Raw genomic sequence first — 25,705 nt, 5'->3', positions numbered from 1 at the left:
TTCACTAACATTACAACTATATTACAGTTGTATAAAACTTGCAATATTTTTGGAATAAAAAAGAAAGCCGCAATGCTGCCAATCTGGCAATATTGCGGCTTTCTTATATTAGTTACGGATAAGGTAATCAAACGCGCCGAGAGCGGCCGTTGCTCCTGATCCCATCGAAATAATGATTTGATTGTACGCACTGTCTGTGCAGTCGCCGGCAGCGAATAAGCCTGGCACGCTGGTTGCGCCGTGTTTGTCGACGATGATTTCGCCCATGCGGTTGCGTTCAACCGTTCCTTCTAACCATTCTGTGTTTGGCACGAGACCGATTTGGACGAATACACCTTGAAGTTCAACGTGTTTTTCTTCGCCTGTTTCGCGGTCTACGTATGTGATGCCGTTAACACTCTGATCACCTGTGATTTCTTTTGTTTGTGCGTTTTTCACGACAGTAACGTTAGGCAGGCTGTAGAGACGTTTTTGCAGGACTTCGTCTGCTTTCAGTTCCGGCGCGAATTCTAGCACAGTAACGTGATTGACAATACCTGCAAGATCAATCGCTGCTTCGATACCAGAGTTTCCGCCGCCGATTACCGCAACGTCTTTGCCTTCAAACAATGGCCCATCACAGTGCGGGCAGTATGCGACACCTTTGTTTTTGAACTCTTGTTCACCGGGTACGTTGACATTGCGCCAGCGTGCACCTGTTGAAAGGATCACTGTTTTACTTTTCAGGACAGCGCCGTTTTCGAGTTCAAGTTCGAACAGATCTTTCTTCTCAAGGCGTTTCGCACGCTGAAGGTTCATGACATCAATATCATATTCCTTCACATGCTCTTCAAGACTTGCCGCAAGCTTCGGCCCTTCCGTCGCTTTGACGCTGATGAAGTTTTCGATGCTCATGGTGTCGAGTACCTGTCCGCCGAAGCGTTCAGCGACAACCCCAGTGCGGATGCCTTTACGTGCAGTATAAATCGCTGCACTTGCACCAGCAGGTCCGCCTCCGACAACAAGAACGTCAAACGGCTCTTTGTCAGCAAACTCAGATGCATCTGTGCCGCTGCCCATTTTCGCAAGGATTTCTTCAAGCGTCATACGGCCGCTTCCGAAGGATTCGCCATTCAGGTAAACGGTCGGCACTGCCATGATGTTTTTGCTTTCAACTTCTGCTTTGTATGCTGCACCGTCAATCATCGTGTGCGTAATGTTCGGATTCAGCACGCTCATCATGTTTAAAGCTTGTACAACATCAGGACAGTTGTGGCATGTCAGGCTGATATAAGATTCGAAGTGGTATTCACCGCTGATCTTCTTCACCTGATCAATGACTTTTTGGTCCACCTTAGGCGGTCTGCCGCTCACTTGGAGCAACGCCAACACTAATGATGTGAATTCGTGGCCCAGAGGGATACCAGCGAAAGTTACGCCAGTGTCTTCTCCGACACGATTGACACTGAAGCTTGGCGTTCTGTTTAATTCAGCTTTTTCAACTGAAATTTTCGATGACATGGAAGCCAGCTCATCAACGAGAGCCAGCATGTCCTTAGAAGTGTCATCTTCGCCTGCGCTAACTTTGAGAACAATGTCATTCTCAATTAGCTGCATATATTGATTTAATTGTGCTTTGATGTTTGCATCAAGTACCAATTGAATGCACTCCTTAGATTTTACCTACTAGATCAAGGCTAGGTGTAAGAGTTTCGCCGCCTTCTTCCCATTTAGCCGGGCAAACTTCACCTGGGTTTTGACGAACGTATTGAGCTGCTTTTACTTTGTTTACAAGGTTGCTTGCGTCACGGCCGATACCGCCTGCATTGATTTCAACAGTTTGGATAACGCCGTCTGGATCGATGATGAATGTTCCACGGTCAGCAAGACCAGTTTCTTCGTCAAGAACATCGAAGTTGCGAGAGATTGTTTGAGATGGGTCACCGATCATTGCGTAAGTGATTTTGCTGATTTTTTCAGAGCTGTCATGCCAGCCTTTGTGTACGAAGTGAGTATCTGTAGAAACAGAGTATACTTCAACACCTAATTCTTTAAGAGCAGCATATTGTTCTTGAAGATCTTCAAGCTCAGTTGGGCATACGAAAGAGAAATCTGCTGGGTAGAAGCAGAATACGCTCCATTGGCCTTTCAAATCTTCGTTTGTTACATCGATGAATTCACCGTTTTTGAATGCTTTTGCTTCGAATGGAAGTACTTCTTTACCGATTAAAGACATAATGTATATTCCTCCTAAAAATGTATTAGAAAGCATATTCGCTTTCAATAATAATTCTAATTATATATGAATTATTAATTAATATATATTTTTTGTCAAGCCATAACCTACTTTTTTTCATCTTACTAAAGGTGTGACAGGTAGGATTTATGCATTTCTTTTATAACAAATGAGAGGCTGATTCTCAATTAGACAAGGTTTTCAGGGACTTTTGTAAATCAGAATGACAGGCCGTTTTGGCATTTGAACATTTTATGACACCATGGACAAGGGGCAAAGGACAATGGCCAAAAGCAGAATAGAACGGAACAGCAAGCTGCTGTCACATGATGATCTTGGGGATTGTTTCTAGCTATTATTGTATCACTGTTTATGATATTTAAAACATAACTTATGTCTTCTGTTGTTTGGGATAGAAGAAAAAAACACGGTTCAGTTGAAAACTAACCGTGTTTTTGATGACAGGTTATTCAGACCAATTCGTATGGAAAACGCCGTCCATATCAGTCCGTTCGTACGTGTGAGCGCCAAAGTAATCGCGCTGCGCCTGCAAGAGGTTCGCATTGGAACGCCCTGTGCGGTAGCCGTCGTAATAAGAGAGCGCGGTAGTTAAGCATGGGAAAGAGATTCCGGTGCTGATACCCTCGCAAACGACTTTTCGCAGGCCTGTTTGATAGGCATGGAGCTTATCTGTGAAATAAGGCGCGATCAGCAGGTTTGCCAGATTTGGCTGCTCACTGAATGCTTCGCTGATCACGTTTAGGAAATCAGCGCGGATGATGCAGCCGCCTCGGAAAATCAAGGCAATGTCTTTGAGCGGCAGATTCCAGCCGTAAAGCTCAGATGACATCTTATATTGGGCAAAGCCTTGTGCATAGGCGCATACTTTCCCCATGTAAAGAGCCTGTCTGACGTATTCAATCCAGGTGTCTTTATCCAAGTGTTTTTCTTCGGATTCTGGGCCTGCTAATACGTCTTGAGCTGCCATCCGTTCTTCTTTTAAGGATGACAAGTAGCGGGCGAACAAGGACTCTGTGATGATCGTGGACGGGATGCCGTTATCAATCGCCTGCATGCTTGTCCATTTCCCAGTGCCTTTTTGTCCAGTTTTATCAAGGATGACATCGATCAGAGGCTGCCCTGTTTTTTCGTCTTTTTTGCGTAAAATCTCAGCTGTAATCTCTATTAAATAGCTTTTCAGCTCACCTTGATTCCATGTTTCAAAAATAGATGCAATTTCATCTAGCGGCAGACGAAGCGTTTCTCTTAGAAACGTATACGCTTCTGCAATCAGCTGCATGTCTGCATATTCAATGCCGTTGTGCACCATCTTTGTAAAGTGCCCTGCCCCTTTTGGTCCGATATAGACACAGCAAGGGTCATCTCCGACTTGAGCTGCGATTTTCGTCAGGATAGGAGCGGCTTTCTCATAGACGTCGCGATCTCCGCCCGGCATGATGGAAGGCCCTGTTAATGCACCGACTTCACCGCCGGAAATGCCGACTCCCAGGTAGCCGATCCCTTTTTCCTTCAGCTCGTCATATCTTCTTTCTGTGTCTTCATAGTGGGAGTTTCCTCCGTCCATGATGACGTCGCCTTCTTCAAGCAAAGGCTTTAATGATTGGATGACGGAATCTACGGGTTTTCCCGCTGTGACCATCAAAAAGATTTTTCTTGGTTTTTCTAACGATTGAACAAAGTCCTCAAGCTCGTAATACGGGCTGAGAGATTGTCCATCCAGCTTTTGGATAAGCTGGTCCGTTAAATCTCTGGTGTAATTATAGACAGCGACGTTTTCGCCTTTATTTGCCATGTTTAAGGCGATGTTGCTTCCCATTACGCCTAAGCCTATGACACCAATCGTATTGAACATGTGTTACAGCTCCTTCTTAATTTCATACAACTAAACTTAACAATAAAATGAATCCCAGTCCAGCAACGGAAATAATGGTTTCCAGCAATGTCCATGTGGCAAATGTTTCTTTCATGCTTAATCCGAAGTATTCCTTGAACATCCAGAAGCCGGCGTCATTGACGTGTGAAGCGATGACACTTCCGGCGCCTGTTGCGAGCACGACTAACGCCAGGTTAACATCAGAATGACCCAATAACGGAATGACCAGACCTGTTGTGCTTAGTGCGGCAACAGTCGCTGATCCTAGAGAAATGCGCAGGATCGCCGCGATGAGCCATGCCAGAATGATTGGCGATAATGCCGTTCCTTTGAATAGGTCTGCTACGTAATCGCCGACACCGCCGTTGATCAGCACTTGTTTGAAGGCGCCGCCTCCTCCGATGATCAAAAGCATCATGCCGATTTGTGAAATGGCAGTTGAACAAGAATCCATCACGGTTTTGACTGGAATGTTGCGCTTAATGCCCATTGTATAGACTGCGACCAATAACGAAATAATCATAGCAGTCGATGCGTTTCCAATCAATCTGATAAAAGCCAAAACTCCGTTATCTGCAAACCCGATTGTTTCTTGAAGCAGGTCGATAATGGTCGCGACCGACATGATGATAATCGGGAGCATTGCAGTAAAGACACTGATTCCAAAGCCGGGTGTTTCTTCAAGGTTAAACGTTTTTTGTGTGCCGAGTGATGCAATATTGCCGTTTTTCGCAAATGATGCAGGAACGATTTTTTTCGCGAACTTTGTAAATAACGGCCCTGCGATGAGCACTGTCGGAACAGCAACGATAAAGCCGTACAGCAGCACTTCTCCAATGTTTGCGCCATACTCACCGGCGATCGCCGTAGGTCCCGGGTGCGGCGGCAGGAAACCGTGTGTGACGGATAGTGCCGCGACCATCGGGATTCCGAGAAATAAAATAGAAATCTTCAATTCTCTTGAAATTGCAAAGACAATCGGAATTAATAGAACCAGTCCTACTTCAAAAAATAAAGCAATCCCAATAATAAATGAGGCAATGACAACGGCCCATTGAATATTTTTCTCACCGAATTTGTTGACGAGCGTCATCGCAATGCGCTGTGCGCCTCCTGAATCCGCGATCAGCTTGCCCAGCATCGCACCGAGTCCGAAGATGAGCGCGATGTGGCCAAGAGTCCCCCCTATTCCTGCCTCGATGGAGCTGACAACTTTATCGAACGGCATCCCGAGTGCCAGTGCCACGCCGAACGATACGACCAGCAGGGAAATAAATGTGTTTAATTTTAAGCCCATAATCAGAAATAGTAATGCTAAGATCCCAAGTGCAACGATGATTAACGGCATGGTAATGCCCTCCCCTTCATGTCATATACTATTTGTGTGTGATTAAGCCCCTCTGATAATCTGCAATTTGTGTATATTGATTTTCTAATAATCTTGATAGATTGATGAAAATCGGCATTAATGTTCTGTATTCCTTGGCTGAGTCTTCGATCGGTGTATGTCTGTATGTGCTGCCGATCATGTCGGACACGGCGTCGAAAGAGTCAATTTTTCCTGTTGCATACAGGCCTAAAATGCAGGCGCCGAGACATGAGCTTTCGTAGCTTTCCGGAACGACAACCTCTGATTCGAAGATATCCGACATCATTTGGCGCCAAACCTCTGACCTTGCAAATCCCCCTGTCGCTTGGATGCGGGTTACCGGGCCATCCATGCATTCAGTTAACGCCAAGAACACCGTGTACAGGTTGTAAATGACGCCTTCCAATGCCGCGCGTATCATATGCTCTTTCTTATGCGACATGGTCAGGCCGAAAAATGAGCCGCGTACATCCGGATTCCACAACGGAGCGCGTTCTCCGGCGAGATATGGGTGGAACAGCAGACCGTCAGAACCGGGTCTGACGCGTTGGGCAATTTTCGTCAGCACGTCATATGGATCAATGCCCAGCCGTGTCGCTGTTTCGATTTCGGAGGAGGCAAACTCGTCTCTGATCCAGCGAAGGACGATGCCCCCGTTGTTCACAGGTCCCCCAATAACCCAATGCTTGTCCGTCAAGGCATAGCAAAAAATTCTCCCTTTTTCATCGGTTTGCGGCTTGTCAATAATCGTCCGGATGGCACCGCTTGTACCGATGGTGACGGCGATTTCGCCCTTTTTAATGGCGTTGACGCCGAGGTTGGACAGCACGCCGTCGCTGGCGCCGATGACAAAAGGCGTTTCCGGATCGATTCCCATTTGGATCGCTATTTCCGGGCTGCAGTGCTGAAAGATCTCGGTTGTCGGCACGAGTTTGGATAAGTGATCCGGCGTGATGCCTGCGATGCGCAGTGCCTCTTCGTCCCAATCCAAGCCTTTCAGGTTCATCATGCCTGTCGCTGATGCCAATGAGTAATCGATGACATACTCATTGAACAGCTGTTTAAAAATGTATTCTTTGATGCCGATATATTTTTTTACCTTGGAAGCGATTTCTTTCCTTTCATTCGTGATCCAGGCAATTTTACTTAACGGTGCCATCGGATGAATCGGTGTTCCCGTCCGTTTGTATACCTCATGTCCGTTCAATTCCTCTTTGATCTTATGCGCCCAGCCTTCACTTCGGTTGTCGGCCCATGTGATGCATGGCGTCAGCGGCTTGTCATTTTCGTCGATTGCAATGACGCTGTGCATGGCGCTGCTGAATGAAATGAAAGAGATCTGTTTTTCGGGATGCTGTTTTGTAATTTTCGCTGTTGTATGGATGACTGCCTGAAAAATCTCTTCCGGGTTTTGTTCTGCTGTTGAGATGTCCGGTGTATAGAGCGGGTAGCCGATGCTTTCTTTCTGTACCACATCCCCGTTTTCACTGAACAGCACAGCTTTTGTGCTTGTCGTGCCGATATCGATTCCTAACATATAACTAGTCATTGTTGTATTCAGCTCCTTTTGCCAGCATTTGTTGTGAGAGCCATAGGTCTTCTACCTTATCCTGCACATCATCAAAGTTTTGGTGAAGAGACTGAATCATCAGCACCCTATCCTTTGTTTTGATGGCTTGAATATAAAGCTCGTGGTTATCTAAAATCCTTGTGAAGTCTTCATACTTTTCCTTTAACCGTACCCGCATCGATAAAAGAATAAAGCTTTCCATGACGGGTTTTAGATTGTTCCAGATCATCTGAATGTATGAATGATCAATCGCTCGGATAATGGTTTCATGGAACAGCACATCTTGAAATGAAAATTCGTCAGCATCCTCATATTTGATTGAGACTTTCATCATTTCAAGAATTTTGCTGAGATCCTTAACTAAAGGCTCAATGTCTATTTTGACAAGCCGTTCAAAGACAAATGTTTCTAATAGTAACCGCACATCATAAATTTCCGCGATTTTCTTCTCAGTTAAACCAATTACGACCGCTCCCATTCGTTCTAAGCGGATGATTTTTTCGGATGCGAGTATTTTTAGCGCTTCGCGAACCGGCGAACGGCTTACTGAAAACTCGGCGGCGATTGTATTTTCTGATAAAATGGTACCGCTTTCAATCAGGCCTGAAACGATCCGCATTCTCAGCTCGTATGCGACACGAACTCCGGTTGACGCTTTTGAGAGCCATTTTGCGGGATACAACAGGTCTTTGGAGTCTAGCATACACTCACCTTCCTCACTCAAGAAGTATACTTGTATACAAGTATGATAACGTGAATATTTCTTTTATGCAAACACTTTCATTTCTAATTTTTAATAAAATTTTTCCCAATCATTATGGTATTTATTTCTAAATGGAATATGGTACATTGGAGATAACTAGCATAAGTGAATCATGTTTTGAAAGAGGCGATTTGGATGAAAATCATCATTGCACCTGATTCTTTTAAGGAAAGCTTATCAGCTCTGGAGGCAGCCGAAGCGATAGAAAGAGGTTTCAAATCGGTCTTTCCGGGTGCTGATTACAGAAAATTGCCGGTGGCGGACGGCGGCGAGGGAACCGTTCAATCTCTGGTCGATGCGACCAACGGAAGGATCATAGAGCAAGTTGTCACAGGGCCGCTGGGGGAACCGGTGAGAGCTTTCTTTGGCATGATGGGAGATGGGAGAACAGCTGTGATTGAAATGGCTGCTGCTTCAGGGCTGCATCTGGTGCCTGTTCATAAGCGAAATCCGCTCATCACTACATCAAGGGGAACGGGAGAATTAATCAGAGCAGCTCTTGATGCGGGAGCGGAGCGATTGATCATCGGAATCGGCGGAAGCGCCACGAACGACGGGGGAGCCGGGATGATTCAGGCATTGGGCGTAAGGCTTCTTGATAACTCAGGCCGCGAGATTGGCCCAGGGGGCGGCGCGTTATCTCAGCTTGCATCAATAGATGTGAGCGGGCTTGATTCCAGACTGCGGAATGTCAAACTGGAAGTTGCCTGTGACGTGGATAATCCGTTAACAGGACCAAAGGGTGCTACGGCTGTTTTCGGGCCGCAAAAAGGCGCGACAGCCGACATGCTGGATGTACTAGAGCAGAACGTAAGCCATTTCGCTGATATGGCAGAAAAAGAGCTCGGATCAACCTTCCGATATACAGAGGGCGCCGGTGCAGCGGGCGGTCTTGGATGGAGCCTGCTGACTTATCTTCAGGCTGACCTGAAAAGAGGCATTGATATTGTCCTTAATGCGGTTGATTTTGAAAGTATCGTTCAGGATGCAGATCTTGTGATTACGGGCGAGGGACGGATCGACAGCCAAACGGTTCATGGAAAAACGCCGATCGGCGTAGCCAAGGCGGCTAAATCATACGATGTGCCCGTCATCGGCATTGCGGGATCAATATCCCGAGACAGTGATGCCGTCTACCAGCACGGAATCGATGCGCTTTTCAGCATCGTTCCCGGAGCCGTGACTCTAGAAGACGCGTTTGAACATGCCGCAGAATATATGGAAAGAACGGCGCGGGACATTGCTGCGTCTATCAAATTGGCGAAAACAATGTTTCTGATATAGCCGATGCACATGCCAATGCATAGCCATCCTTCTTTTTGGGTAGAGACAGTTAACACACAATGAGGAATTCATCCCAGAAGGAGGACGCAGATATGACTGTACAAGAAATCAAAGGCAAAAAACTAGTAAAAGGCATTGCGCCAAATGTGGAGCCGGAAGCTCTGTTAAATGATAAACGAAAAGTATTTTTGTTTGGTTCCCCTAGTTACACAAACATTGGCGACCAAGCGATTGCGTATGCGGAAGAGAAATTTATCAAAAATCATTTTCCGTATTATGAATACATTGAGATTATGGATTATGCGACGGATGAGGGCATTGAACTGGTGAAGGAGATCATTCGTGAAGACGATATTGTCTGCTTTACAGGCGGAGGGAATTTAGGAAACCTTTATCTCGATATTGAGGAAGACAGAAGAAAGGTCTTTTCGGCGTTTAAAGATTACAAATCAATTTCTCTGCCACAATCCGTTTATTTTGAGGATACAGAGGAAGGACAGAAGGAAAAGAAAAAAACACAGGATGCGTACCATCAAAATGCAAATTTAACGATTGCTGCGCGTGAGACGCAAACACTGGATGTTGTGAAGGAGACCTTCAACTCCAATGTGATCTTTACACCGGACATGGTGCTTTCCTTGGATATTGTGCCGCGAGAGCTCGAGCGGGACGGCGTTCTCTTTATTTTAAGAGCGGATAAGGAGAAAGTGACTGACGAAGATTTTATTTCACAGATGAAGAAATGGGCAGAAAAAACAACTTACACAGAGCGTACCGATACGGTGCTGGATACGGTCGACACCATCGACTACGCCGACCGTGAAAAGCATTTTATGGAGATGCTAGACCGCATCGGCTCCAGTAAATTGGTGATTACCGACCGCCTTCACGCGATGATTTTCTCGATTATCACCAAAACACCTTGTCTTGTCTTTGGAAACAGCTATGGCAAAGCCAAACATTCATACCGGGATTGGTTTGAAAGCTTAAACTTCATTGAGTATACGGATAAGAATGATGTTGAGGAGCTGGAGCGCATGATTGACCGCCTGCTTCAAGCAGAACCGAATGACGTTGATTTATCTAAGGACTTTCAGCCGCTGATTGATTTTTTTGCTTCTTAAACGAAAAAGACTGCCCTCCCCCGGGGCAGTCTTTCTTTGTTAAATATGAAACAGCCAGACGACGAGCGGGCCGAAGAATGAGCCGAGCACCGCACAAAGCGTCATGGAGACGGAACTCATGGAGACGGCCAGTTCTCCATATTCCAATGCTTTGGAGGTACCCAGTGCGTGGGAGGCGCTGCCTAATGCAATGCCTTGTCCAAGGGAACTGCGTATGCGAAGCCATTTTAGGAAAAGCGGCCCGAGGATGACGCCTGAAAAGCCCGCAATCATGACAAATACGACTGTCATGGAAGGGACGCCGCCAAGACCGGCGGCGATCTGAATAGCGACAGGTGTTGTGATCGACTTTGGCAGAATGGATAATAAGAGATCATGATCAATCCCGAATGCTTCTGCGAAGATCAGCCCGCTGATCATTCCCATGCATAATCCGACCAGGACGCCGCCTAAAATGGGAACACAATGTTTGACAATGATATGCCATTGTTTATAAAGCGGATAGGCCAGTGCCACGACAGCCGGCCCAAGCAAAGAATTGATCCATTTCCCCCCGATCATATAGCCTTCATAGGAAACATGAAACATCATCAAAGCCGCTACAATCAAAATGGTCGTTGTCAGAACAGGGATCAGAAATGGAAGCGGGAATCGCTTATAGAGTTTGACCATCGCTAAATAAGCGGCAACTGTTAAAAGAATTATAATGATCGCGATACATGCTTGCTGCATTTCTCTTTCTCCTCCCGTTTTTTTGCTTTTTTCTCTAATAGCTGGCTGGCGAATCCAGCCGCAATGATCGTGACGATGGTGCTCAGAACGACTGTAATCAGCAGCATCAGACCATTGAATGAAATGAGAGACGGATAGTTTATCACTCCTGTCATTGCCGGGATGAACAACAATGGAAGGAAGGATAATAAAAACCCTGCTCCGTCTTCAATGAGGGAGACGGGAACAATACGGAGGCCCAAGCAGATCAGAAGCAATACCAATCCAACGATGCTTCCTGACACGGGTAAATGAAACAGATGCTGAATGGCTTCCCCGATCATAAAAAATACATATAATATCAACACTTGCAAGATAATTCGTATGGTTTTCACATCAAGTGCTGCTCTCCAATCAGAACAGCTTCCTCCTTTCTGGTGCTTGCTTCTAGGATGGTTCTGAGGAATCGCTTTACTTTCTTCTTATATGATTGTACTATACAAGTATAATAATTGATTTAGTCATATAACGACTTGTATTTATTCAGTTAATGTACATTTGTATTATACAAGTATATATGATGTTGTCAATGCCGGAGATTGGAATAGGGAGCGAGAGCGATTGCAAAATCAAAATCCAGTTGAATTAATTGAATATGAGCTGACGACTTTTATCAGGAGAGCTGTTTATCTGGATCAATCAGAGAAAAGAACAGGGAATTTGGAGAGATCTTCGTACTTATTACTGAGACAATTGGATGAGTTTGGCCCTGCTCGTGTTAAGGAATTGGCAGAATCGTTTAAGCTTGATATTTCTACTCTTTCAAGACAAGCAGCTGCTTTAGAGGCAAAGGAGCTCATCTATCGTTTCTCAGACCCATCTGATGGGAGAGTCAGCCTGTTTACCATTACAAAACTCGGCAAACAACTATTAAAAGCCGATCAGCAAAAGCGCCTTGAACGTTATGAACAGATGCTGAAAGAATGGTCAACACAGGAAAAAGAGATGTTCGGCGAGCTACTGCAGCGTATGAACAAGGCTTTTATCGATTAACAGCTAAAAAACCCATGGTTCGCTGGAACAGCATGGGTTTTTCTTATGGTCAGAGATTATCTGCATCGTTTGGCGGCAGCCCAAGCCACTAGTCCGGCAACAACAGCCGCCGATACAATGGGGCGCTTCGTCGCTTTTGTGTAGTAGCTTCTTGACCTCATCCATCCTTTATTTGTGCCTCTGTCATGCATACCGCAGCCCGCATCATAAAGAGCGCTTTCTTCTCGCGGTTTGGACGGTTTTTCGGCATGCTGGCTGTGATACATGATTTTTTCCATCAGTCTGTCGGTCAGACGAGGAAAAAGCGCGCCCAGCATGGCGATGGCTTTGGCCTGTGAGCCGATGTACATGTCGCGCTTAGGGTGTTCGGCGGCAAACAGGATAGCTTCGGCGACCGCTTCCGGCGGATAGATCATGGAGCGGTAATGAGCCGGCTGTTTGTCGAGGTAGCTGTGCGCATGCTCGTTATATGGTGTGTCAATTCTGCCCGGGTGGATGAGCGTTACCGAGACGGGCGCCTGTTCCTTTTCAAGCTCCATTCGGATGCTTTCCGTCCAGCCGTGAAGCGCAAATTTGGCAGACGCATATGTGGATTGAATGACTGTTCCCCTGTCTCCGAACAGGCTTCCTACATTAATGAGTGCGCCCGGCACACCTCTGCCGGTGTAGTGTTTGACAGCCGCTCTTGTTCCGTAAACAGGTCCCCAGAAATTTGTGTCGAACATGCGCTTCATGTCTTCGACGGTGACGTCCATGGCATGTCCGAAAGTCGAGACGGCCGCATTGTTGACCCATGTGTCAAAGCGGCCGAATGTGCTGATCGCGGTTTCTGCGATGCGGTTGACGTCCTCTTCTTTTCCGACATCCGCCTTTACCCATATGGCGTCGTGCCCTTTTTCCTTAAGTTCATCAGTGAGCTCCTTCAGCGCGTCTTCATTTCGCGCTGCTGCCACGACCTTTGCGCCTTTTTCTGCTGCCATTCGTGCCGTGACAAGTCCGATACCGCTTGAAGCGCCGGTAATGACGATTACCTGATCCTTGAGTTTTTTCAGTTTGATCTTCGTTTTCATGCCGGGGTTCTGTTGTTCAAGCTGCTCTGTATTCGTGACTGAATGATCGATTGTCATTGAGAGATCCCTCCTAGACGCTGTTTTTGTACATTACCCCATCCGGAAGGGTCTTACCCCTTTTGACAATCACAGGGTTCTTTTTTATATTATATAAGTCGCTCTACCATACCTAGGAGGGAATGTTTTAATGACTAGCAGAGGAGATTCACGTGAAAAAATCCTTCACACGGCGTCACGTCTGTTCCAGCTGCAAGGATATCACGCGACAGGTTTGAACCAGATTGTAAAAGAAAGCGGTGCTCCTAAGGGATCGCTTTATCACTTTTTTCCGAATGGCAAAGAAGAATTAGCAATTGAAGCGGTTACATATACAGGTAAGATCGTTGAACATCTGATACAGCAAAGCATGGATGAGTCCTCTGATCCAACAGAAGCGATTCAGCTTTTTATCAAAAAAACAGCCAGCCAATTTGACAACACAGAAAGCATTAAAGGTATTCCAGTCGGTTTGCTGGCGAGTGAGACAGCGTTAATCAGTGAACCGCTGCGGACGGTTTGCATGAAGGTGTTTAAAAGCTGGGAAGCGGTTTTTGCCAGAAAATTAATGGAAAACGGATTTGCAGAAGAAGAAGCAAATCAGCTTGGAACGCTGATTAATTCGATGATTGAGGGTGGCATCATGCTTTCGTTAACGAATAAAGACAAAACGCCCCTCCTTCTCATTGCCGAACAAATACCAGTGCTGGTGAGAAAAAAAGGGTAGCATTTTGTTATCCTTTCTCCTACAATTATATAGAACGGTCTAGACAAATAAATGATAATATATAGACTGGTCTAAATTGGAGGAAGCGATAATATGAAAACATTATGTACACATTCATTGCCTAAAGAAAAAATGCCTTATTTGCTCCGGAGCGGAGAAGGCGAGCGCTATCTGTTCGGCAGACAGGTTGCCACGGTGATGGCGAATGGGAGAAGCACAGGTGATTTGTTTGAGATCGTGCTTCTTTCCGGGGGAAAAGGAGATGCCTTTCCGCTTCACGTCCACAAGGACACACATGAAGGAATTCTCGTTTTGGACGGGAAACTGGAACTGACACTTGATGGTGAACGCTATTTATTAATATCAGGTGATTATGCGAACATTCCGGCGGGAACACCGCACAGCTACCGGATGCAGAGCCACAGAACAAGACTGGTATCTTACACGATGAAAGGAAACGTAGCGCACTTGTATTCCGTTATTGGGAATCCGTATGATCACGCTGAACATCCGCCGTACGCAAGCGAAGAAGTCTCAAACGAGCGATTTGCAGAAGCAGCCGCTGTAGTGGACATTGTATTTCTAGATGAAGAAAAGCCTGCATGTTCGGCCAAATTAGCGGAACTTACAGAGCTGCCAGATGGAGCCGTTCCATACGTTCTTGAATCTGGAGAAGGAGATCGCCTGTTGACTGGAGATCAGCTTCACCGCATTGTGGCTGCACAAAAAAATACAGATGGCCAGTTTATCGTTGTATCCTCTGAAGGCCCTAAAGGTGACCGAATCGTTGATCACTACCATGAACATCATACAGAAACATTTTATTGCCTTGAAGGCCAGATGACGATGTGGGCAGATGGCCAGGAAATTCAGCTGAATCCGGGAGATTTCCTGCATGTCCCTGCAAATACCGTTCACTCCTATCGCCTTGATTCTCACTATACAAAGATGGTGGGCGTATTGGTTCCTGGTTTATTTGAACCGTTTTTCCGGACGTTGGGCGACCCGTATGAAGGCCACATCTTCCCATGTGAGCCTCAGGCTTTGCGCCTTGATCGCGTTTTGCAGAATATCGAAGCATTAGATTTAAAGGTGATGAAACCATAAAGATGACAAGATTGTAAGGTTTTCATGCCGGCCTGACACCTAAATCGATGTTTCCGCGCTTCATTTTTTCATACCCTTAAGGTACAGAAAAAAGGAGCGTGATGGCTATGTCTTCATTACAGCCGATTTTGGCAAATGAGCGGATCGGTGTGCTTGATGTGCTGAGAGGAATGGCGATTTTCGGCATCTTATTTGTCAATCTGGCACATTTCAGTTATCCGGATATGTATTTGTCTATGCTTGGAAAAGAGAATTTTTTCATGGATAAGTGGTCTGAAGCTGATTTTGCCGCCGCAGACATACTGAAATTCTTCATTCAAACAAAATGTATTTTATTGTTTTCCTTTTTATTTGGATTTGGCATGGTTGTCATGATGGAGAGAGCAGAAAACAAAGGGAAACGGTTTGTTCCGTTATATGTGAGAAGGTTAATGGCGCTTCTCTTGTTTGGAACGATTCATGCCTTTTTGATATGGGACGGGGATATTTTAACAGAATATGCCCTGCTCGGTTTTGTCCTGCTCTTGTTTCGAAAAGCAAAGCCGAAAACACTGCTGATATGGGCGGTCTCTTTGTATCTTCTGTTTTCCATTCCGTTCATGTTGACAAGTTTTGATCAATCAAACGGACAGGAATGGGTACAAGCGGTAACACAGCAGGCAAAACAAGCGATTCATGTTTATGGAAGCGGCAGCCTGAAGGATATTGCAGAACAGCGGATCCACGACCGTCTTGTTTACATGTCTTCGAATGGCATGCTTACGTATAATCCGCTCAACTTCTTCTTTGCATCCATTCCATATTTCAGCATGTTTTTGCTGGGAGCTGCGGCAGCGAAATCTCGGTACTTGCATGAACCAGAAAAGCATCGCAAAGGATTAAAACGATTGTGGATGGCTGGGCTTGTCATCGGCATCGGCGCCCAGGTGCTGTACAGTGTAACGGATAAAGAAATATGTTTGCTGATTGGCGCGCCTTTCCTCATGTTTTTCTATGTTACAACGGTTGTCTATCTTTATCATAAAACAAGAGTGAGAACAGTGCTGCAATCATTCTCCCCTGTTGGGAGGATGGCATTTACCAATTATCTGATGCAGTCTATTGTATGTACTTGGATTTTTTATCATTACGGCTTGGGCCTGTATGGAAAAGTGTACCCTGCTGCCGGTGTGCTCATTACAATTGCTGTTTGTGCCGTTCAAATGGTCTTCAGCCACCTTTGGCTTCGTGTCTTTCGGATGGGGCCGTTTGAGTGGCTGTGGAGAAGCGCTACGTATCTGTCGTGGCAGCCTATTGTAAAGAAAACAAAAGTCTAGATGCCTATTGGCGTCTAGACTTTTTTCTATTATTTATACACGACACGTGTTTTGCAAATGATGTCATGCAGGCCTTTTTTCTCTCCAAAGGCGATCATGATAAACCCGATATAAAAGATGATTCCAGATAAGATATAGGCAAAGTAACGGCCAATTCCCTGTCCGACAGAAACCCGTTCACCTTGTTCATTGACCACTTTCAGGCCAAGAATTTTTTTGCCAAGTGTGCCTTGCATTTTAGAAGCTGTGAGCAGCCCGTAATATAACACGCTGATGACGATCATGATCAGCATAGTAGGCAAAAATGCAAGCGTCATGTATTTCACTAAATACTCTTCTTCCGTCATGTAAGGGTTTGTTGCCACAGCCCCAGCTACAAAAACAGAATTGATCACAAATAGAATAATATAACTAGGAACAGATACAATAATGCCATCAATAAAATAAGCTAAAAAACGAATCCAAAATCCTGCTGGTTTTTCCATGTATTTTTCTCTCTCCTCTGAATTAATCTGGAATAGTATACTTTGAAAAAGAAGTACATGCAATATAGTATGGTGATAAAATCCTGATATTACAGAAAAATGAGTCTTTTATCCTTTGTTTTTTACTATATAAATATACTAGAAAGAATCACATCATTTCTGTATGTTCTGGATTTTTTTAAAAAATATAATGAATATAACTTTCAACTTACTTATAATAAAAAAGGTTAATATTTCTATTAAAGGAGGAGTTTGATGTCTAAAAAAAATAGCGTGGCGATCATGACAACCATTTCTGCGTTTATTTTTTGCGCCGTGATTGTGGCGGCTTCACTTTCGCCGCTGGCCGGAACGGGAGCGGCGGCCAATCAGTTTAATTCGGTTGGCATGTGGTCAGCTGTCGGTATGATCCTTGTATTGTATTTCATTCCATTTCTCGTTTATATGCTCGGAGTAGATGCAATGAGGTATGTCATGGCGGTGCTTTGCGGCTTCGGGCTTTTGATTCATTTTTCTTCGGCCGGTTTTATCTTGATGTTTAGTTTCTTTAGTGACCATCTGCTTTCTGAGGTGATCTTTGTTTTGGGAGTTAGTCTCGCTGCGGCTGCTGTCAACGTCATTTGGTTTGTGGCTGCATTTCGGCCGGGTGCTGAAAATACGTCCGTGAATACTCTTACATAGTTTTCTAGTTTGTGATGTTTTTGTGAAATAGATTTATAAAATGGATGAATATGTTATGATGGTCACAAATTAGAAGTTACATATAATGGGGGTCTCAATGATGGTCAAGTCATTTCGTATGAAAGCTTTGATTGCGGGAGCTGCGGTGGCGGCGGCTGTTTTGGCCGGCGCTGTTTCTGATGTGCCCGCTGCCAAAGTGCTTCAGCCGACAGCTGCTTATGCGGCGGAAACGGTGTTTTCTCAAAATAATGGAGCATCTGGCTTTTTGACAGGAAGATATGATGTACAAGCGATGGCGCCTGCCATGTTTAACTGGTCACGCGAAAGCCGGTTCGCCGGAAATACAGACGGGACGCTGAAATGGCAAAACGACATCAGAACGACTCCGCAAAATGGAGCGGGGGCTGTGATTGACGGAGACGGCACAGTATATCTTCATTCCAGAGACGGGGAAATGAAAGCCTTTAATCCAGACGGCTCAGTCAAATGGGTGACGGGCAATCTTGGAAAAACATATACGCAATCTCCTGTACTTGGGACCAACGGCGTTATCTATCTGGCATCCTATGACAAAAAGATTTATTTTATTGACAAAGAAACGGGAGAAATTTTAACAACGGTTCCGTTAAGCGGCGGGCCAAGCTCTGAAACGGTGATCGGTTCAGACGGGACGTTGTATTTCTCAACACTTGATAATTATGTTCACGCGATCAAACCGACGTCAAAATCAACTTGGACAGAGCGCTGGAAGTTGAAAACAAATGGTGTCGTCAGCTATGTGCCGGTGCTTGCCAAAAACGGCACCGTGTATGTCGGCACATATAATTACGTGTTTTATGCGATCAACTCCGGAACCGGACAGGTGAAATGGTCCAGAACGACGTCAAATGCGTTTAAAGGATATCCGGTGATTGATAAGGACGGAAACATTTATGCCGGCAACCAAGATGGACAGCTGTATGCTTATACATCAACAGGCAGTTTGAAATGGACATTCCCGCTAAACGGGTTCTCCAGCTCATCTCCTGCGATTGATCATAATGGCAATATCTACATCGGCTCAGGAAGCGGCGAGCTGTTTTCCATCAGCAAAAACGGGGATATGAACTGGTCATTCTATACAGACGGCCCTGTCAGAACGGCGCCGCTGATTGACGCGAAGGGAACGGTGTATTTCGGGTCAGATGATATGAAGGTTTATGCGGCAGACGCAAACGGCAATGAATTATGGAACTATCAAACCGACAGCAACGTCGTGTCTTCTCCTCAGCTCGCTGAGGACGGAACGCTTTATATTGGAAGTTATACGAAGCTGATGGCTTTTGGGAAATAACTGAATAGAATAGCGGAAGACCTTCTTTTAATAAGAAGGTCTTCTTACTGTGATACAAAACATTTACACTTGCTGGGATTTTTCAATCTGAACTTTCATATCATTGTCTTTAATCTTAGGCACTATCGTATAAAGGATAATAGGGATTAATAGAAATACAGCTACAACAACAAACATGGCAGAGAGCCCAAAGGCTGCGGAAATGATGCCGAAAATGACACCGGAAAGAATTTCTCCAATTGCTCCTACCCCTGAGTTTAACGAGAAAAGTGTGTTCTTGTATGAATCGGGGAAAAACTTATTTAAGTAACTTGTTACGATCGGATGATGAATATCTTCAATTGCAAGCAAAAACGCTGTACATGGAATGCCCAGCGGCCTGAATGCTCTAGACAATAGAAAAGTCATGACCATGCCCATGGAATCCAATGAGGTTAAAGCGAGATATGGATTTTTTTCGATCTTCTTTTCGAACCTGATGGTTAATGTCAAAAGAACGAGAGCGGTAAACCCTCCTAGGGCAAAAATATATCCCAGTGACTTTTCTGAAAAGCCTAAATCACTCAAAAAAGGCTGCCAGTAACGGGAAATTGTGTCATAGGCTGTGGCTGTAAAGAAACCGGCTATGACGATTAAAAGAACCCTTTTTTTGTTAAGGATAATTTTTAAACTTTCTTTGATAATCTTTATCGAATCATGTTGGTTCTGATCCCCATGATTTGTTTCGGAAACAGAAGGGACTTTAATAAATACAGACATCCAAATAAATAGTAATAAGTAGATCACCATAACGAGCAGGAAAGGAAAATAGATATTTAATGAATACAAATACCCGCTGGCAATACTTCCAATAATTAAAAAAGTGATTAGCAATTGTGTGTTTTTCATCATTTCTTTGCCGAATCGATCTTCCCCTGCGACACGGCTCATCCAAGTTTCAAAAGAACCGGAAATTAAGGAATCTGATAAAGCCCATATGATCATAGCCAGTATGCAAATAGCAGCTGAATCGATAAAAGGGAAGAAGGCCCATGTAAGGATGGAGAAAAAGAATGAACTGGCAATTGAAATTTTAATTCCATAACGATCAGCAAAAACGCCGGAAGGAACTTCAAATATAAGCTTAGCAATTTCAAGTACCGCTCCCATTAATCCAATCTGAAGGAAATCATAATCTTTAGATATCAGATAAAGAATCCAAATAGGCGAAAAAATCCCCATTGCTAATCCCCTAAGTGCGGAAAACGAATAAAAGATGCTCATCTATATGCTCCTTCTGGCAGATTTTTTTGTTTGATCAAAATGATATTGTGTTCGATGGCTTCTTGAATATATTTGGCCACTTCTTCAAGGCTGACACCATGTCTGTCTAAAATCGTATGAAGTGTGTCTTTTCCATTAATATCGCAGAGAATATGCAGCCAAGCTCCGACGTCTTCCTCCGAAACAATAAACTGAATAAATCCTTCTTTCGCAATGTAGATGCAATGCTCACTATCGCTTTCCGGCCTTAACAGAGTGACGCCAGGGTTTAGCGCCAAAATATCTTGTCCTTCACACTTATTGGCTGAGATATTTAAACGGCTGGCAATATCACCTTCCTGTGAGTGCCAGTCTTTTATTGTTATCGATTCTAAATGGCTGGTTATGTCTAATTGAACAGAATGGGTTTCTTTAGTCATTTTTGATAAAAGTCCCATGTTCACCAGTCTTAATAAAAATTCAAAATTTGTAAACTCAGGATCATCCTCCAAATATGTCATGATGGCATGAATGTGTTCAACCTGTATTATGCTGGAGGCATCGCTGTGAGAGAAGGCCTCCTCTATAAGCTGATAATTGTTTTTCTTCAGAAGATGAAACATCATTTTATGTGTATATCTCACGTCCTTACCATAGAAAAAAGGAACCTTTGGCCGGTGGGTATAGCTTGTATGCAGCTCATTTGTTAATGATTTTCGCAATATCGACTTATCCCATAACAAGTCTTTACGGAGTCCATCAGGTATTCCGCAAACCCATTCAACAAGCCGATGGTCCAAGAACGGTACACGGTTTTCGATATGATTAGCCGCGGCGATCCGATCTTCATGCCAGCAATTATACATTTGCAGGTCACGGTATTTTGTCAGGACATACGATTGCCAAGGATCTGCTTGGCTGGAATCATTGCTCTTTAAATAAGAAAGGTTTATAGGAGAAAGTCCAAAATGCTCCTCCCACACTCTAAAGATATTTCCCTGCAGCCGATGCAGCCGGTTCATCTCCATCGTATTGACCGATTCAATAAATCCTTCCCAACTTGGGTTCTCGGCTGGTGAAAGTGTCGTGCTGTAACCGCCGTTAAATTCGTCGCTGCCCTGGCCGGTCAGCATGACTTTCAGGTTTGGCCTTATCGCTTTGGCATACTTATGTAAATGAAACTTATATAATTGTTCCGGTCCGCAAAACGGTGTTTCACAGATCCATAACAAATGTTTATATGACTCTGGTTGTAATAACTCATCGTTCCCTAATTGATAGAGAACCTGATGATTTGGAAGGTGTAAATCTTTAGCCAGCCAATGGGCATATTTTGCATCTTCATTTGTAAATGTACTTTGGCTTAATACTGTAAACGTATGGAGATCCTGTTTTTCTGCAGCAAAATGTGCGACTGCAGCTGAATCAATGCCACCGCTAAGAAACAACCCGACTTCAACGTCGCTTTGTAAACATCTATGGACTGAATCTGCCAGCAGTTCTCTATATCCTTCAATCAGGTCATCGGGATGGAGATTCTCATGATAGCCTTGCCTGAGCAAAATATCCTGTAAAGACCAATAGCTTGCTGTTTTTCGTTCATTTGTTGTCAAATTAATTTCGAGATAATGGCCAGCATCGAGATTTTGGATGTTTACAAAAAAGGAAGTGGTTTCTTTATGATTACTGGCTGCTTCCCCGCTTAGCCAAATGTCTGAGAGTGCTTCTTTCCAATTAAATTGGCGGGGACAGTGAGGATGAGAAAATAGGGATTTTATTTCAGAGGCAAATATAAGCTCGTGTTTTAGCTCTGTGTAAAAAAGCGGTTTAATCCCAAAGCGGTCACGAACTAAAAATACTTTGTTTTTATTTTTGTCCCAAATGGCTATTGAAAACATTCCGATGATGTCGTCTACAAATCCAATCCCTTTTTCTTCATATAAATGAACAATTACTTCACAATCAGATGTCGTTTTAAACATATGATTGTGTAAAGAAGCCTTCAGTTCTTTATAGTTATAAATTTCTCCATTTACCATAACGACGATTGATCCATCCTCATTTAAAAAGGGCTGCTGTCCATTTACAAGGTCAAGAATGGACAATCGCCGAAATGCAAAGCCGACTTTGGAATCAATATGATATTGTTCATCATCCGGTCCCCTATAGCTGATGGCATCTGCCATGCCTTTCAATATATGAAAGGTACATTCCTGAGAACGGGGAGCAGCCAGATTTATAATACCCGCGAGCCCGCACATATGTCTCCCTCCCAATAGCGTTATTGATGTTTATAGATATAAGCTGTCTCTACATCTGTTTCTTTTACAATATCGATTTTAATTCCGAGACGTTTTGCGTTTTCGATTGCGAGAATGGAAGCGTACGCAGAAAATTCTTCGGGATCAATTTCAAAATAAAAAAAGGCCTCACTAGGTTCTTTTTCATACCAAGTGTGGGTATTTACGACATATTTATCTTCTGTTTCAAACAATTCAATTTTGTCATAAAGTAAACGTCTTCCTTTTATAAAGAGTTCCACAAATGATCCAACTGGTTGTTGGCTGTTAATGTGTCTCCACTCATCATAATATCCTCTTTCCTCATATTGCTCGTGAATCCAGCTTACAATATCTTGATGAGTCAATCCTTGTTTTTTGGCAAAGGCAAGCAGAGTGATGATGTAATTTACGATTGATTTAGAACGGTGTGTACTCAGCTCATGTACATCGTCTGGTAAAGCAAGCACTTTTTGTTTTTCCAATTCTCATGCCCCCTGCTTAACTTTGATTGCTTCATGTTCAATAAGCAACTCAAACAGCTCCATACAATCTTCTAAGCAGGTTTGATAATCAACATCATATTCATTGACGATTTTTGAGCAAATATCATGTATGCTGACCTTGCCGTCGATATGGTTATAAATATCTGATGCCATTTCATTTAAAGTGATGCCCGGCTCTATAATAATGCTTTTCAAATATTTTCTTGATGGCATTTCTCGATTTTTGGATAAAACAGTTGATTCATTGATCATTACAATGCACCTTCCTTTTCTTTTTCTATCGTTAACATCCATGTGACAGACTCAATTTCATGATCAGCGCTTTGATCATTTTGTTCCCACAGGGGAGCATCCTCCAGCTCATCTAAGCTTTCTATAAAATCCTCCGGTAAAAAGTGAAAGGTTTCTAATGAATAATTGGGAATGCCGGCATCCTGAACAAACTGGTGAATGTCTTCAAAGGAATAACTTTCTTCAAATGCCTCTCTTACAAACCTGAAGTATTCCGGTTCTTTGATTTGTTTTCGCATAATCTCTAAATGGCTTCCTTGGGGATTAAATGTATCCAAAATGACAATTTTTCCGCCCGGAGCCAGAACTCTATAGCACTCTTTAAGTCCTTTAACAACGTCTTCCCAATGATGCAGGCAAGAGTAGGAGACGATGAAGTCAGCATATTGGTCAGCGTAAGATAAATGGTGGACATCTTCCAAATCAAATGAAATCAGGCTGCTTACTCCGCTTTTTTTAGCTTCTTCTTGAGCGATTTCATGCATGGCCGGGTTAATATCGACAGCATGCACGTGCGCATTTGTTCTTTTAGCCAACTGAATGCTTAAATAACCTGGACCTGTGCCCATATCGATAATGACTTTGTTTTTGGGGGAATACATCCGGGACAGTCTGGCGCCAAGCAAGGGGTAAAGATAGGATTGGTAAAGATCAACAAATTCTTTGTACGTTCTGCATTCTTCAGCCGTAATCATCTTCAGCATCCTCCTTATCAAGTTGGCGTGATAGCCTCAAACGTTAATCGTTTTGGATAAGATTAATGACCGCCAGCTGCTACAGCGCGGCGCAATTCAAAAAGGCGAGGTTTCTTATAAGCTTTTTTCATTGAGCATCCCTCCTAAAATAGAGTACTAGATGTCAAATGCTATATGAGATTAATGGCCGCCAGCTGCTACAGCACGGCGTAGTTCAAAAAGACGAGGTTTCTTATAAGCCTTTTTCATCCTGTTCCCTCCTTCCTTGTAAAAAAATAGGCTATCACGCACAACTAAATATTATAATACTCTGATAATTCTGTCAATATTTACTTTTAGAAAAAAATGTTATATCTTTGTGATGAAGTTACTTTTTTTGGGAGGGATAATATGAGTGCTGTAACCGAATCGGTTTTGGAGTCTATCATCAGTCCTGTAACGATGAGTGAGTTTTTAGAAGAATATTGGCCTGTAAAACCTTTGGTAGCCAGAGGAGAAGTGGAAAGATTTACAAGCATACCGGGGTTTGAAAAGGTTAGAACGCTAGAAAACGTATTGGCTATCTACAATAATCCAGTCATGGTCGTTGGTGATGCTGTGATTGAAGAATCTGAAGGGATCACAGACAGATTTCTTGTGTCACCTGCAGAGGCTTTAGAGTGGTATGAAAAAGGGGCTGCATTAGAGTTTGATTTCACCGACCTATTTATTCCCCAAGTCAGAAGGTGGATAGAAAAACTCAAAGCGGAATTAAGACTGCCTGCGGGTACTTCTTCCAAAGCCATTGTTTACGCGGCGAAAAATGGCGGGGGATTCAAAGCCCATTTTGACGCCTACACCAACTTGATTTTTCAAATTCAAGGTGAGAAAACATGGAAGCTTGCCAAGAATGAAAATGTGAGCAATCCAATGCAGCACTATGATTTATCAGAGGCTCCTTACTATCCTGATGATTTACAGTCATATTGGAAAGGAGATCCGCCAAAAGAGGATCTGCCAGATGCAGAAATCGTTAATTTAACACCGGGAACCATGCTGTATTTGCCAAGAGGTTTATGGCACTCCACCAAATCTGATCAAGCAACGTTAGCTTTAAATATTACATTTGGCCAGCCTGCATGGCTTGACTTGATGCTAGCAGCTCTTCGAAAAAAATTAATCAGTGATAACAGATTTAGAGAACTCGCTGTAAATCATCAATCCCTACATGAATCGTCCAAATCAGAGTTAAATGGATATTTGGAAAGTCTGATTCAAACGTTATCAGAGAACGCAGAGACATTGACCCCAGAGCAAATCTTCCAATCTCAGGATTCAGATTTTGATCCTTATCAATCCACGCAATTGGTATTCAGACAGCTTTTGACAAGTTATAAGTTCTAGTAAATACTAGATAAGGGGATTAATGACATAAAATAGGTTGTTAATTCTCTTATTTTTGTTCAGCTAAAAGGAGGAAAATATGAATATTATTCCGACATGCCAGATACCTAAAGATCTTGTTTCCGCGTTTTTTCAAAAACACTGGGGCAGTCCGCAAATGGTTATTTCTAGCGGTATTTATAACTGCGATGAATTAGATGGTTATGGAATGCTCAACGATGATAACCAGATTGTTGGCCTTATTACATACATATTTGAAGAAGATGCCTGTGAAATCATTTCGCTGGATAGTGTCATTGAGAATAAAGGGATCGGAACAGCTCTGCTAGAGAAAGCCGAGGAAGCATGCAGAGAGAGAAATATCAAACAAATAAAACTGATCACAACCAATGATAATATTCATGCATTAGCGTTTTATCAGAAGAGAGGGTACCGGTTGGATCGACTATTTGTGAATGCAGTCGAGACGGCCAGAAAGATGAAGCCCGAAATTCCTTTACTGGCAGATAATAAAATACCTATCCGTGATGAATTGCTTTTGGTCAAGGAGTTACAATAAAAGGCGCTCCTC

The 25,705-nt window shown here is 43.7% G+C and carries 25 protein-coding genes; 10 read left to right on the top strand and 15 right to left on the bottom strand.

Translation table 11 applies throughout. The features are described 5' to 3' along the window. Positions 1-108: 108 nt before the first annotated feature. From ahpF to gntR, 6 genes are all read right to left on the bottom strand, one after another. Entirely contained in the window at positions 109-1,638 is a 1,530-nt protein-coding gene (gene ahpF / locus ACZ07B_RS17090; RefSeq protein WP_003243077.1) for an alkyl hydroperoxide reductase subunit F, read from the bottom strand. A 13-nt stretch (positions 1,639-1,651) separates the two neighbouring features. Further along, positions 1,652-2,215 (bottom strand): alkyl hydroperoxide reductase subunit C, encoded by a 564-nt coding sequence (gene ahpC, locus ACZ07B_RS17085; protein WP_003243686.1) that lies wholly within the window; start codon positions 2,213-2,215, stop codon positions 1,652-1,654. A 466-nt stretch (positions 2,216-2,681) separates the two neighbouring features. Then, positions 2,682-4,088 carry a decarboxylating NADP(+)-dependent phosphogluconate dehydrogenase gene (gnd, locus tag ACZ07B_RS17080; protein WP_029726133.1) on the bottom strand — a complete coding sequence of 469 codons (1,407 nt, stop codon included), beginning with the start codon at positions 4,086-4,088 and terminating at the stop codon, positions 2,682-2,684. Between the two features lie 22 nt (positions 4,089-4,110). Further along, positions 4,111-5,457 carry a gluconate permease GntP gene (gene gntP, locus ACZ07B_RS17075; RefSeq protein ID WP_003243139.1) on the bottom strand — a complete coding sequence of 449 codons (1,347 nt, stop codon included), beginning with the start codon at positions 5,455-5,457 and terminating at the stop codon, positions 4,111-4,113. A gap of 28 nt (positions 5,458-5,485) precedes the next feature. Beyond that, entirely contained in the window at positions 5,486-7,027 is a 1,542-nt protein-coding gene (gntK, locus tag ACZ07B_RS17070; RefSeq protein ID WP_464877472.1) for a gluconokinase, read from the bottom strand. Continuing rightward, entirely contained in the window at positions 7,020-7,751 is a 732-nt protein-coding gene (gntR, locus tag ACZ07B_RS17065; RefSeq protein ID WP_015715035.1) for a gluconate operon transcriptional repressor GntR, read from the bottom strand. Before gntR ends, gntK begins: the two co-directional genes overlap by 8 nt. A gap of 195 nt (positions 7,752-7,946) precedes the next feature. Here gntR and ACZ07B_RS17060 point away from each other — a divergent pair, with 195 nt between their 5' ends. Both ACZ07B_RS17060 and ACZ07B_RS17055 read left to right on the top strand, forming a co-directional pair. Continuing rightward, complete coding sequence (locus ACZ07B_RS17060; protein ID WP_464877471.1) at positions 7,947-9,095, top strand: glycerate kinase; 1,149 nt, start codon at positions 7,947-7,949, stop codon at positions 9,093-9,095. 92 nt (positions 9,096-9,187) lie between these two features. After that, entirely contained in the window at positions 9,188-10,219 is a 1,032-nt protein-coding gene (locus ACZ07B_RS17055; RefSeq protein ID WP_464877470.1) for a polysaccharide pyruvyl transferase family protein, read from the top strand. Positions 10,220-10,258: 39 nt separating this feature from the next. Here ACZ07B_RS17055 and ACZ07B_RS17050 read toward each other — a convergent pair whose 3' ends face one another. After that, the gene (locus ACZ07B_RS17050; RefSeq protein WP_003227015.1) at positions 10,259-10,951 is read right to left on the bottom strand and encodes an LrgB family protein; all 693 of its coding nucleotides are present in this window, start codon (positions 10,949-10,951) and stop codon (positions 10,259-10,261) included. Further along, on the bottom strand, positions 10,921-11,325 hold the full coding sequence (locus ACZ07B_RS17045) for a CidA/LrgA family holin-like protein (RefSeq protein ID WP_268556076.1): 405 nt from the start codon (positions 11,323-11,325) through the stop codon (positions 10,921-10,923). Before ACZ07B_RS17045 ends, ACZ07B_RS17050 begins: the two co-directional genes overlap by 31 nt. A 226-nt stretch (positions 11,326-11,551) precedes the next feature. Here ACZ07B_RS17045 and ACZ07B_RS17040 point away from each other — a divergent pair, with 226 nt between their 5' ends. Further along, positions 11,552-11,983, top strand: coding sequence for a MarR family winged helix-turn-helix transcriptional regulator (locus tag ACZ07B_RS17040; protein ID WP_003243994.1), 432 nt, complete (start codon positions 11,552-11,554; stop codon positions 11,981-11,983). A gap of 56 nt (positions 11,984-12,039) precedes the next feature. Here the strand turns inward: ACZ07B_RS17040 and ACZ07B_RS17035 are convergent, their stop codons facing one another. Then, a complete protein-coding gene (locus ACZ07B_RS17035; protein ID WP_464877469.1) occupies positions 12,040-13,110 on the bottom strand; it encodes an SDR family oxidoreductase in 1,071 nt (356 codons plus the stop codon). Between the two features lie 130 nt (positions 13,111-13,240). Here ACZ07B_RS17035 and yxaF point away from each other — a divergent pair, with 130 nt between their 5' ends. The 3 genes from yxaF (at position 13,241) to ACZ07B_RS17020 (ending at position 16,239) form a co-directional block, all read left to right on the top strand. Beyond that, complete coding sequence (gene yxaF / locus ACZ07B_RS17030) at positions 13,241-13,816, top strand: transcriptional regulator YxaF (protein ID WP_019712606.1); 576 nt, start codon at positions 13,241-13,243, stop codon at positions 13,814-13,816. 93 nt (positions 13,817-13,909) lie between these two features. Next, positions 13,910-14,923, top strand: coding sequence for a quercetin 2,3-dioxygenase (gene qdoI / locus ACZ07B_RS17025; protein ID WP_464877468.1), 1,014 nt, complete (start codon positions 13,910-13,912; stop codon positions 14,921-14,923). A 107-nt stretch (positions 14,924-15,030) separates the two neighbouring features. Next, on the top strand, positions 15,031-16,239 hold the full coding sequence (locus ACZ07B_RS17020) for a DUF418 domain-containing protein (RefSeq protein WP_464877467.1): 1,209 nt from the start codon (positions 15,031-15,033) through the stop codon (positions 16,237-16,239). Positions 16,240-16,268: 29 nt separating this feature from the next. On the opposite strand, the gene ACZ07B_RS17015 is transcribed toward ACZ07B_RS17020, so the two are convergent. Continuing rightward, positions 16,269-16,724 (bottom strand): RDD family protein, encoded by a 456-nt coding sequence (locus tag ACZ07B_RS17015; protein WP_015250840.1) that lies wholly within the window; start codon positions 16,722-16,724, stop codon positions 16,269-16,271. A 255-nt stretch (positions 16,725-16,979) separates the two neighbouring features. On the opposite strand from ACZ07B_RS17015, the gene ACZ07B_RS17010 reads away from it, so the two are divergent. Both ACZ07B_RS17010 and ACZ07B_RS17005 read left to right on the top strand, forming a co-directional pair. Then, entirely contained in the window at positions 16,980-17,405 is a 426-nt protein-coding gene (locus ACZ07B_RS17010; protein ID WP_464877466.1) for a DUF5391 family protein, read from the top strand. 100 nt (positions 17,406-17,505) lie between these two features. Beyond that, the gene (locus ACZ07B_RS17005; protein WP_464877465.1) at positions 17,506-18,738 is read left to right on the top strand and encodes an outer membrane protein assembly factor BamB family protein; all 1,233 of its coding nucleotides are present in this window, start codon (positions 17,506-17,508) and stop codon (positions 18,736-18,738) included. A gap of 63 nt (positions 18,739-18,801) precedes the next feature. Here ACZ07B_RS17005 and ACZ07B_RS17000 read toward each other — a convergent pair whose 3' ends face one another. The 5 genes from ACZ07B_RS17000 to ACZ07B_RS16980 are packed head-to-tail and all read right to left on the bottom strand — an operon-like array spanning position 18,802 to position 23,751. Then, positions 18,802-20,001 (bottom strand): MFS transporter, encoded by a 1,200-nt coding sequence (locus ACZ07B_RS17000; RefSeq protein ID WP_153255536.1) that lies wholly within the window; start codon positions 19,999-20,001, stop codon positions 18,802-18,804. Then, positions 19,998-22,241: an asparagine synthase (glutamine-hydrolyzing) gene (gene asnB / locus ACZ07B_RS16995; protein ID WP_464877464.1), complete on the bottom strand. Its 2,244-nt coding sequence runs from the start codon at positions 22,239-22,241 to the stop codon at positions 19,998-20,000. Before asnB ends, ACZ07B_RS17000 begins: the two co-directional genes overlap by 4 nt. A gap of 20 nt (positions 22,242-22,261) precedes the next feature. Continuing rightward, complete coding sequence (locus ACZ07B_RS16990; protein WP_003243073.1) at positions 22,262-22,744, bottom strand: hypothetical protein; 483 nt, start codon at positions 22,742-22,744, stop codon at positions 22,262-22,264. A 3-nt stretch (positions 22,745-22,747) separates the two neighbouring features. Further along, positions 22,748-23,017, bottom strand: a complete 270-nt coding sequence (locus tag ACZ07B_RS16985) for a PqqD family protein (RefSeq protein WP_350415771.1) — start codon at positions 23,015-23,017, stop codon at positions 22,748-22,750. Then, positions 23,017-23,751 (bottom strand): class I SAM-dependent methyltransferase, encoded by a 735-nt coding sequence (locus ACZ07B_RS16980; RefSeq protein WP_029318574.1) that lies wholly within the window; start codon positions 23,749-23,751, stop codon positions 23,017-23,019. The genes ACZ07B_RS16985 and ACZ07B_RS16980 overlap by 1 nt, the downstream gene beginning before the upstream one ends. Positions 23,752-24,141: 390 nt before the next feature. Between ACZ07B_RS16980 and ACZ07B_RS16975 the strand changes: the two genes are divergently transcribed. Both ACZ07B_RS16975 and ACZ07B_RS16970 read left to right on the top strand, forming a co-directional pair. Beyond that, positions 24,142-25,134 (top strand): JmjC domain-containing protein, encoded by a 993-nt coding sequence (locus ACZ07B_RS16975; protein WP_003243554.1) that lies wholly within the window; start codon positions 24,142-24,144, stop codon positions 25,132-25,134. A gap of 79 nt (positions 25,135-25,213) precedes the next feature. After that, positions 25,214-25,693, top strand: a complete 480-nt coding sequence (locus ACZ07B_RS16970; RefSeq protein WP_003244176.1) for a GNAT family N-acetyltransferase — start codon at positions 25,214-25,216, stop codon at positions 25,691-25,693. Positions 25,694-25,705: the final 12 nt, after the last annotated feature.

This window comes from Bacillus sp. 9.4 (assembly GCF_055486415.1).
This window is presented reverse-complemented; position numbering and strand designations above follow the sequence as displayed.

Excerpts from the sequence above, each read along its gene's own strand:
- ahpC (WP_003243686.1), bottom strand. The coding sequence starts at position 2,215 with ATGTCTTTAATCGGTAAAGAAGTACTTCCATTCGAAGCAAAAGCATTC.
- gnd (WP_029726133.1), bottom strand. The coding sequence starts at position 4,088 with ATGTTCAATACGATTGGTGTCATAGGCTTAGGCGTAATGGGAAGCAAC.
- gntP (WP_003243139.1), bottom strand. The coding sequence starts at position 5,457 with ATGCCGTTAATCATCGTTGCACTTGGGATCTTAGCATTACTATTTCTG.
- gntK (WP_464877472.1), bottom strand. The coding sequence starts at position 7,027 with ATGACTAGTTATATGTTAGGAATCGATATCGGCACGACAAGCACAAAA.
- gntR (WP_015715035.1), bottom strand. The coding sequence starts at position 7,751 with ATGCTAGACTCCAAAGACCTGTTGTATCCCGCAAAATGGCTCTCAAAA.
- ACZ07B_RS17060 (WP_464877471.1), top strand. The coding sequence starts at position 7,947 with ATGAAAATCATCATTGCACCTGATTCTTTTAAGGAAAGCTTATCAGCT.
- ACZ07B_RS17055 (WP_464877470.1), top strand. The coding sequence starts at position 9,188 with ATGACTGTACAAGAAATCAAAGGCAAAAAACTAGTAAAAGGCATTGCG.
- ACZ07B_RS17050 (WP_003227015.1), bottom strand. The coding sequence starts at position 10,951 with ATGCAGCAAGCATGTATCGCGATCATTATAATTCTTTTAACAGTTGCC.
- ACZ07B_RS17035 (WP_464877469.1), bottom strand. The coding sequence starts at position 13,110 with ATGACAATCGATCATTCAGTCACGAATACAGAGCAGCTTGAACAACAG.
- yxaF (WP_019712606.1), top strand. The coding sequence starts at position 13,241 with ATGACTAGCAGAGGAGATTCACGTGAAAAAATCCTTCACACGGCGTCA.
- qdoI (WP_464877468.1), top strand. The coding sequence starts at position 13,910 with ATGAAAACATTATGTACACATTCATTGCCTAAAGAAAAAATGCCTTAT.
- ACZ07B_RS17020 (WP_464877467.1), top strand. The coding sequence starts at position 15,031 with ATGTCTTCATTACAGCCGATTTTGGCAAATGAGCGGATCGGTGTGCTT.
- ACZ07B_RS17015 (WP_015250840.1), bottom strand. The coding sequence starts at position 16,724 with ATGGAAAAACCAGCAGGATTTTGGATTCGTTTTTTAGCTTATTTTATT.
- ACZ07B_RS17010 (WP_464877466.1), top strand. The coding sequence starts at position 16,980 with ATGTCTAAAAAAAATAGCGTGGCGATCATGACAACCATTTCTGCGTTT.
- ACZ07B_RS17005 (WP_464877465.1), top strand. The coding sequence starts at position 17,506 with ATGGTCAAGTCATTTCGTATGAAAGCTTTGATTGCGGGAGCTGCGGTG.
- ACZ07B_RS17000 (WP_153255536.1), bottom strand. The coding sequence starts at position 20,001 with ATGAGCATCTTTTATTCGTTTTCCGCACTTAGGGGATTAGCAATGGGG.
- asnB (WP_464877464.1), bottom strand. The coding sequence starts at position 22,241 with ATGTGCGGGCTCGCGGGTATTATAAATCTGGCTGCTCCCCGTTCTCAG.
- ACZ07B_RS16985 (WP_350415771.1), bottom strand. The coding sequence starts at position 23,017 with ATGATCAATGAATCAACTGTTTTATCCAAAAATCGAGAAATGCCATCA.
- ACZ07B_RS16980 (WP_029318574.1), bottom strand. The coding sequence starts at position 23,751 with ATGATTACGGCTGAAGAATGCAGAACGTACAAAGAATTTGTTGATCTT.
- ACZ07B_RS16975 (WP_003243554.1), top strand. The coding sequence starts at position 24,142 with ATGAGTGCTGTAACCGAATCGGTTTTGGAGTCTATCATCAGTCCTGTA.
- ACZ07B_RS16970 (WP_003244176.1), top strand. The coding sequence starts at position 25,214 with ATGAATATTATTCCGACATGCCAGATACCTAAAGATCTTGTTTCCGCG.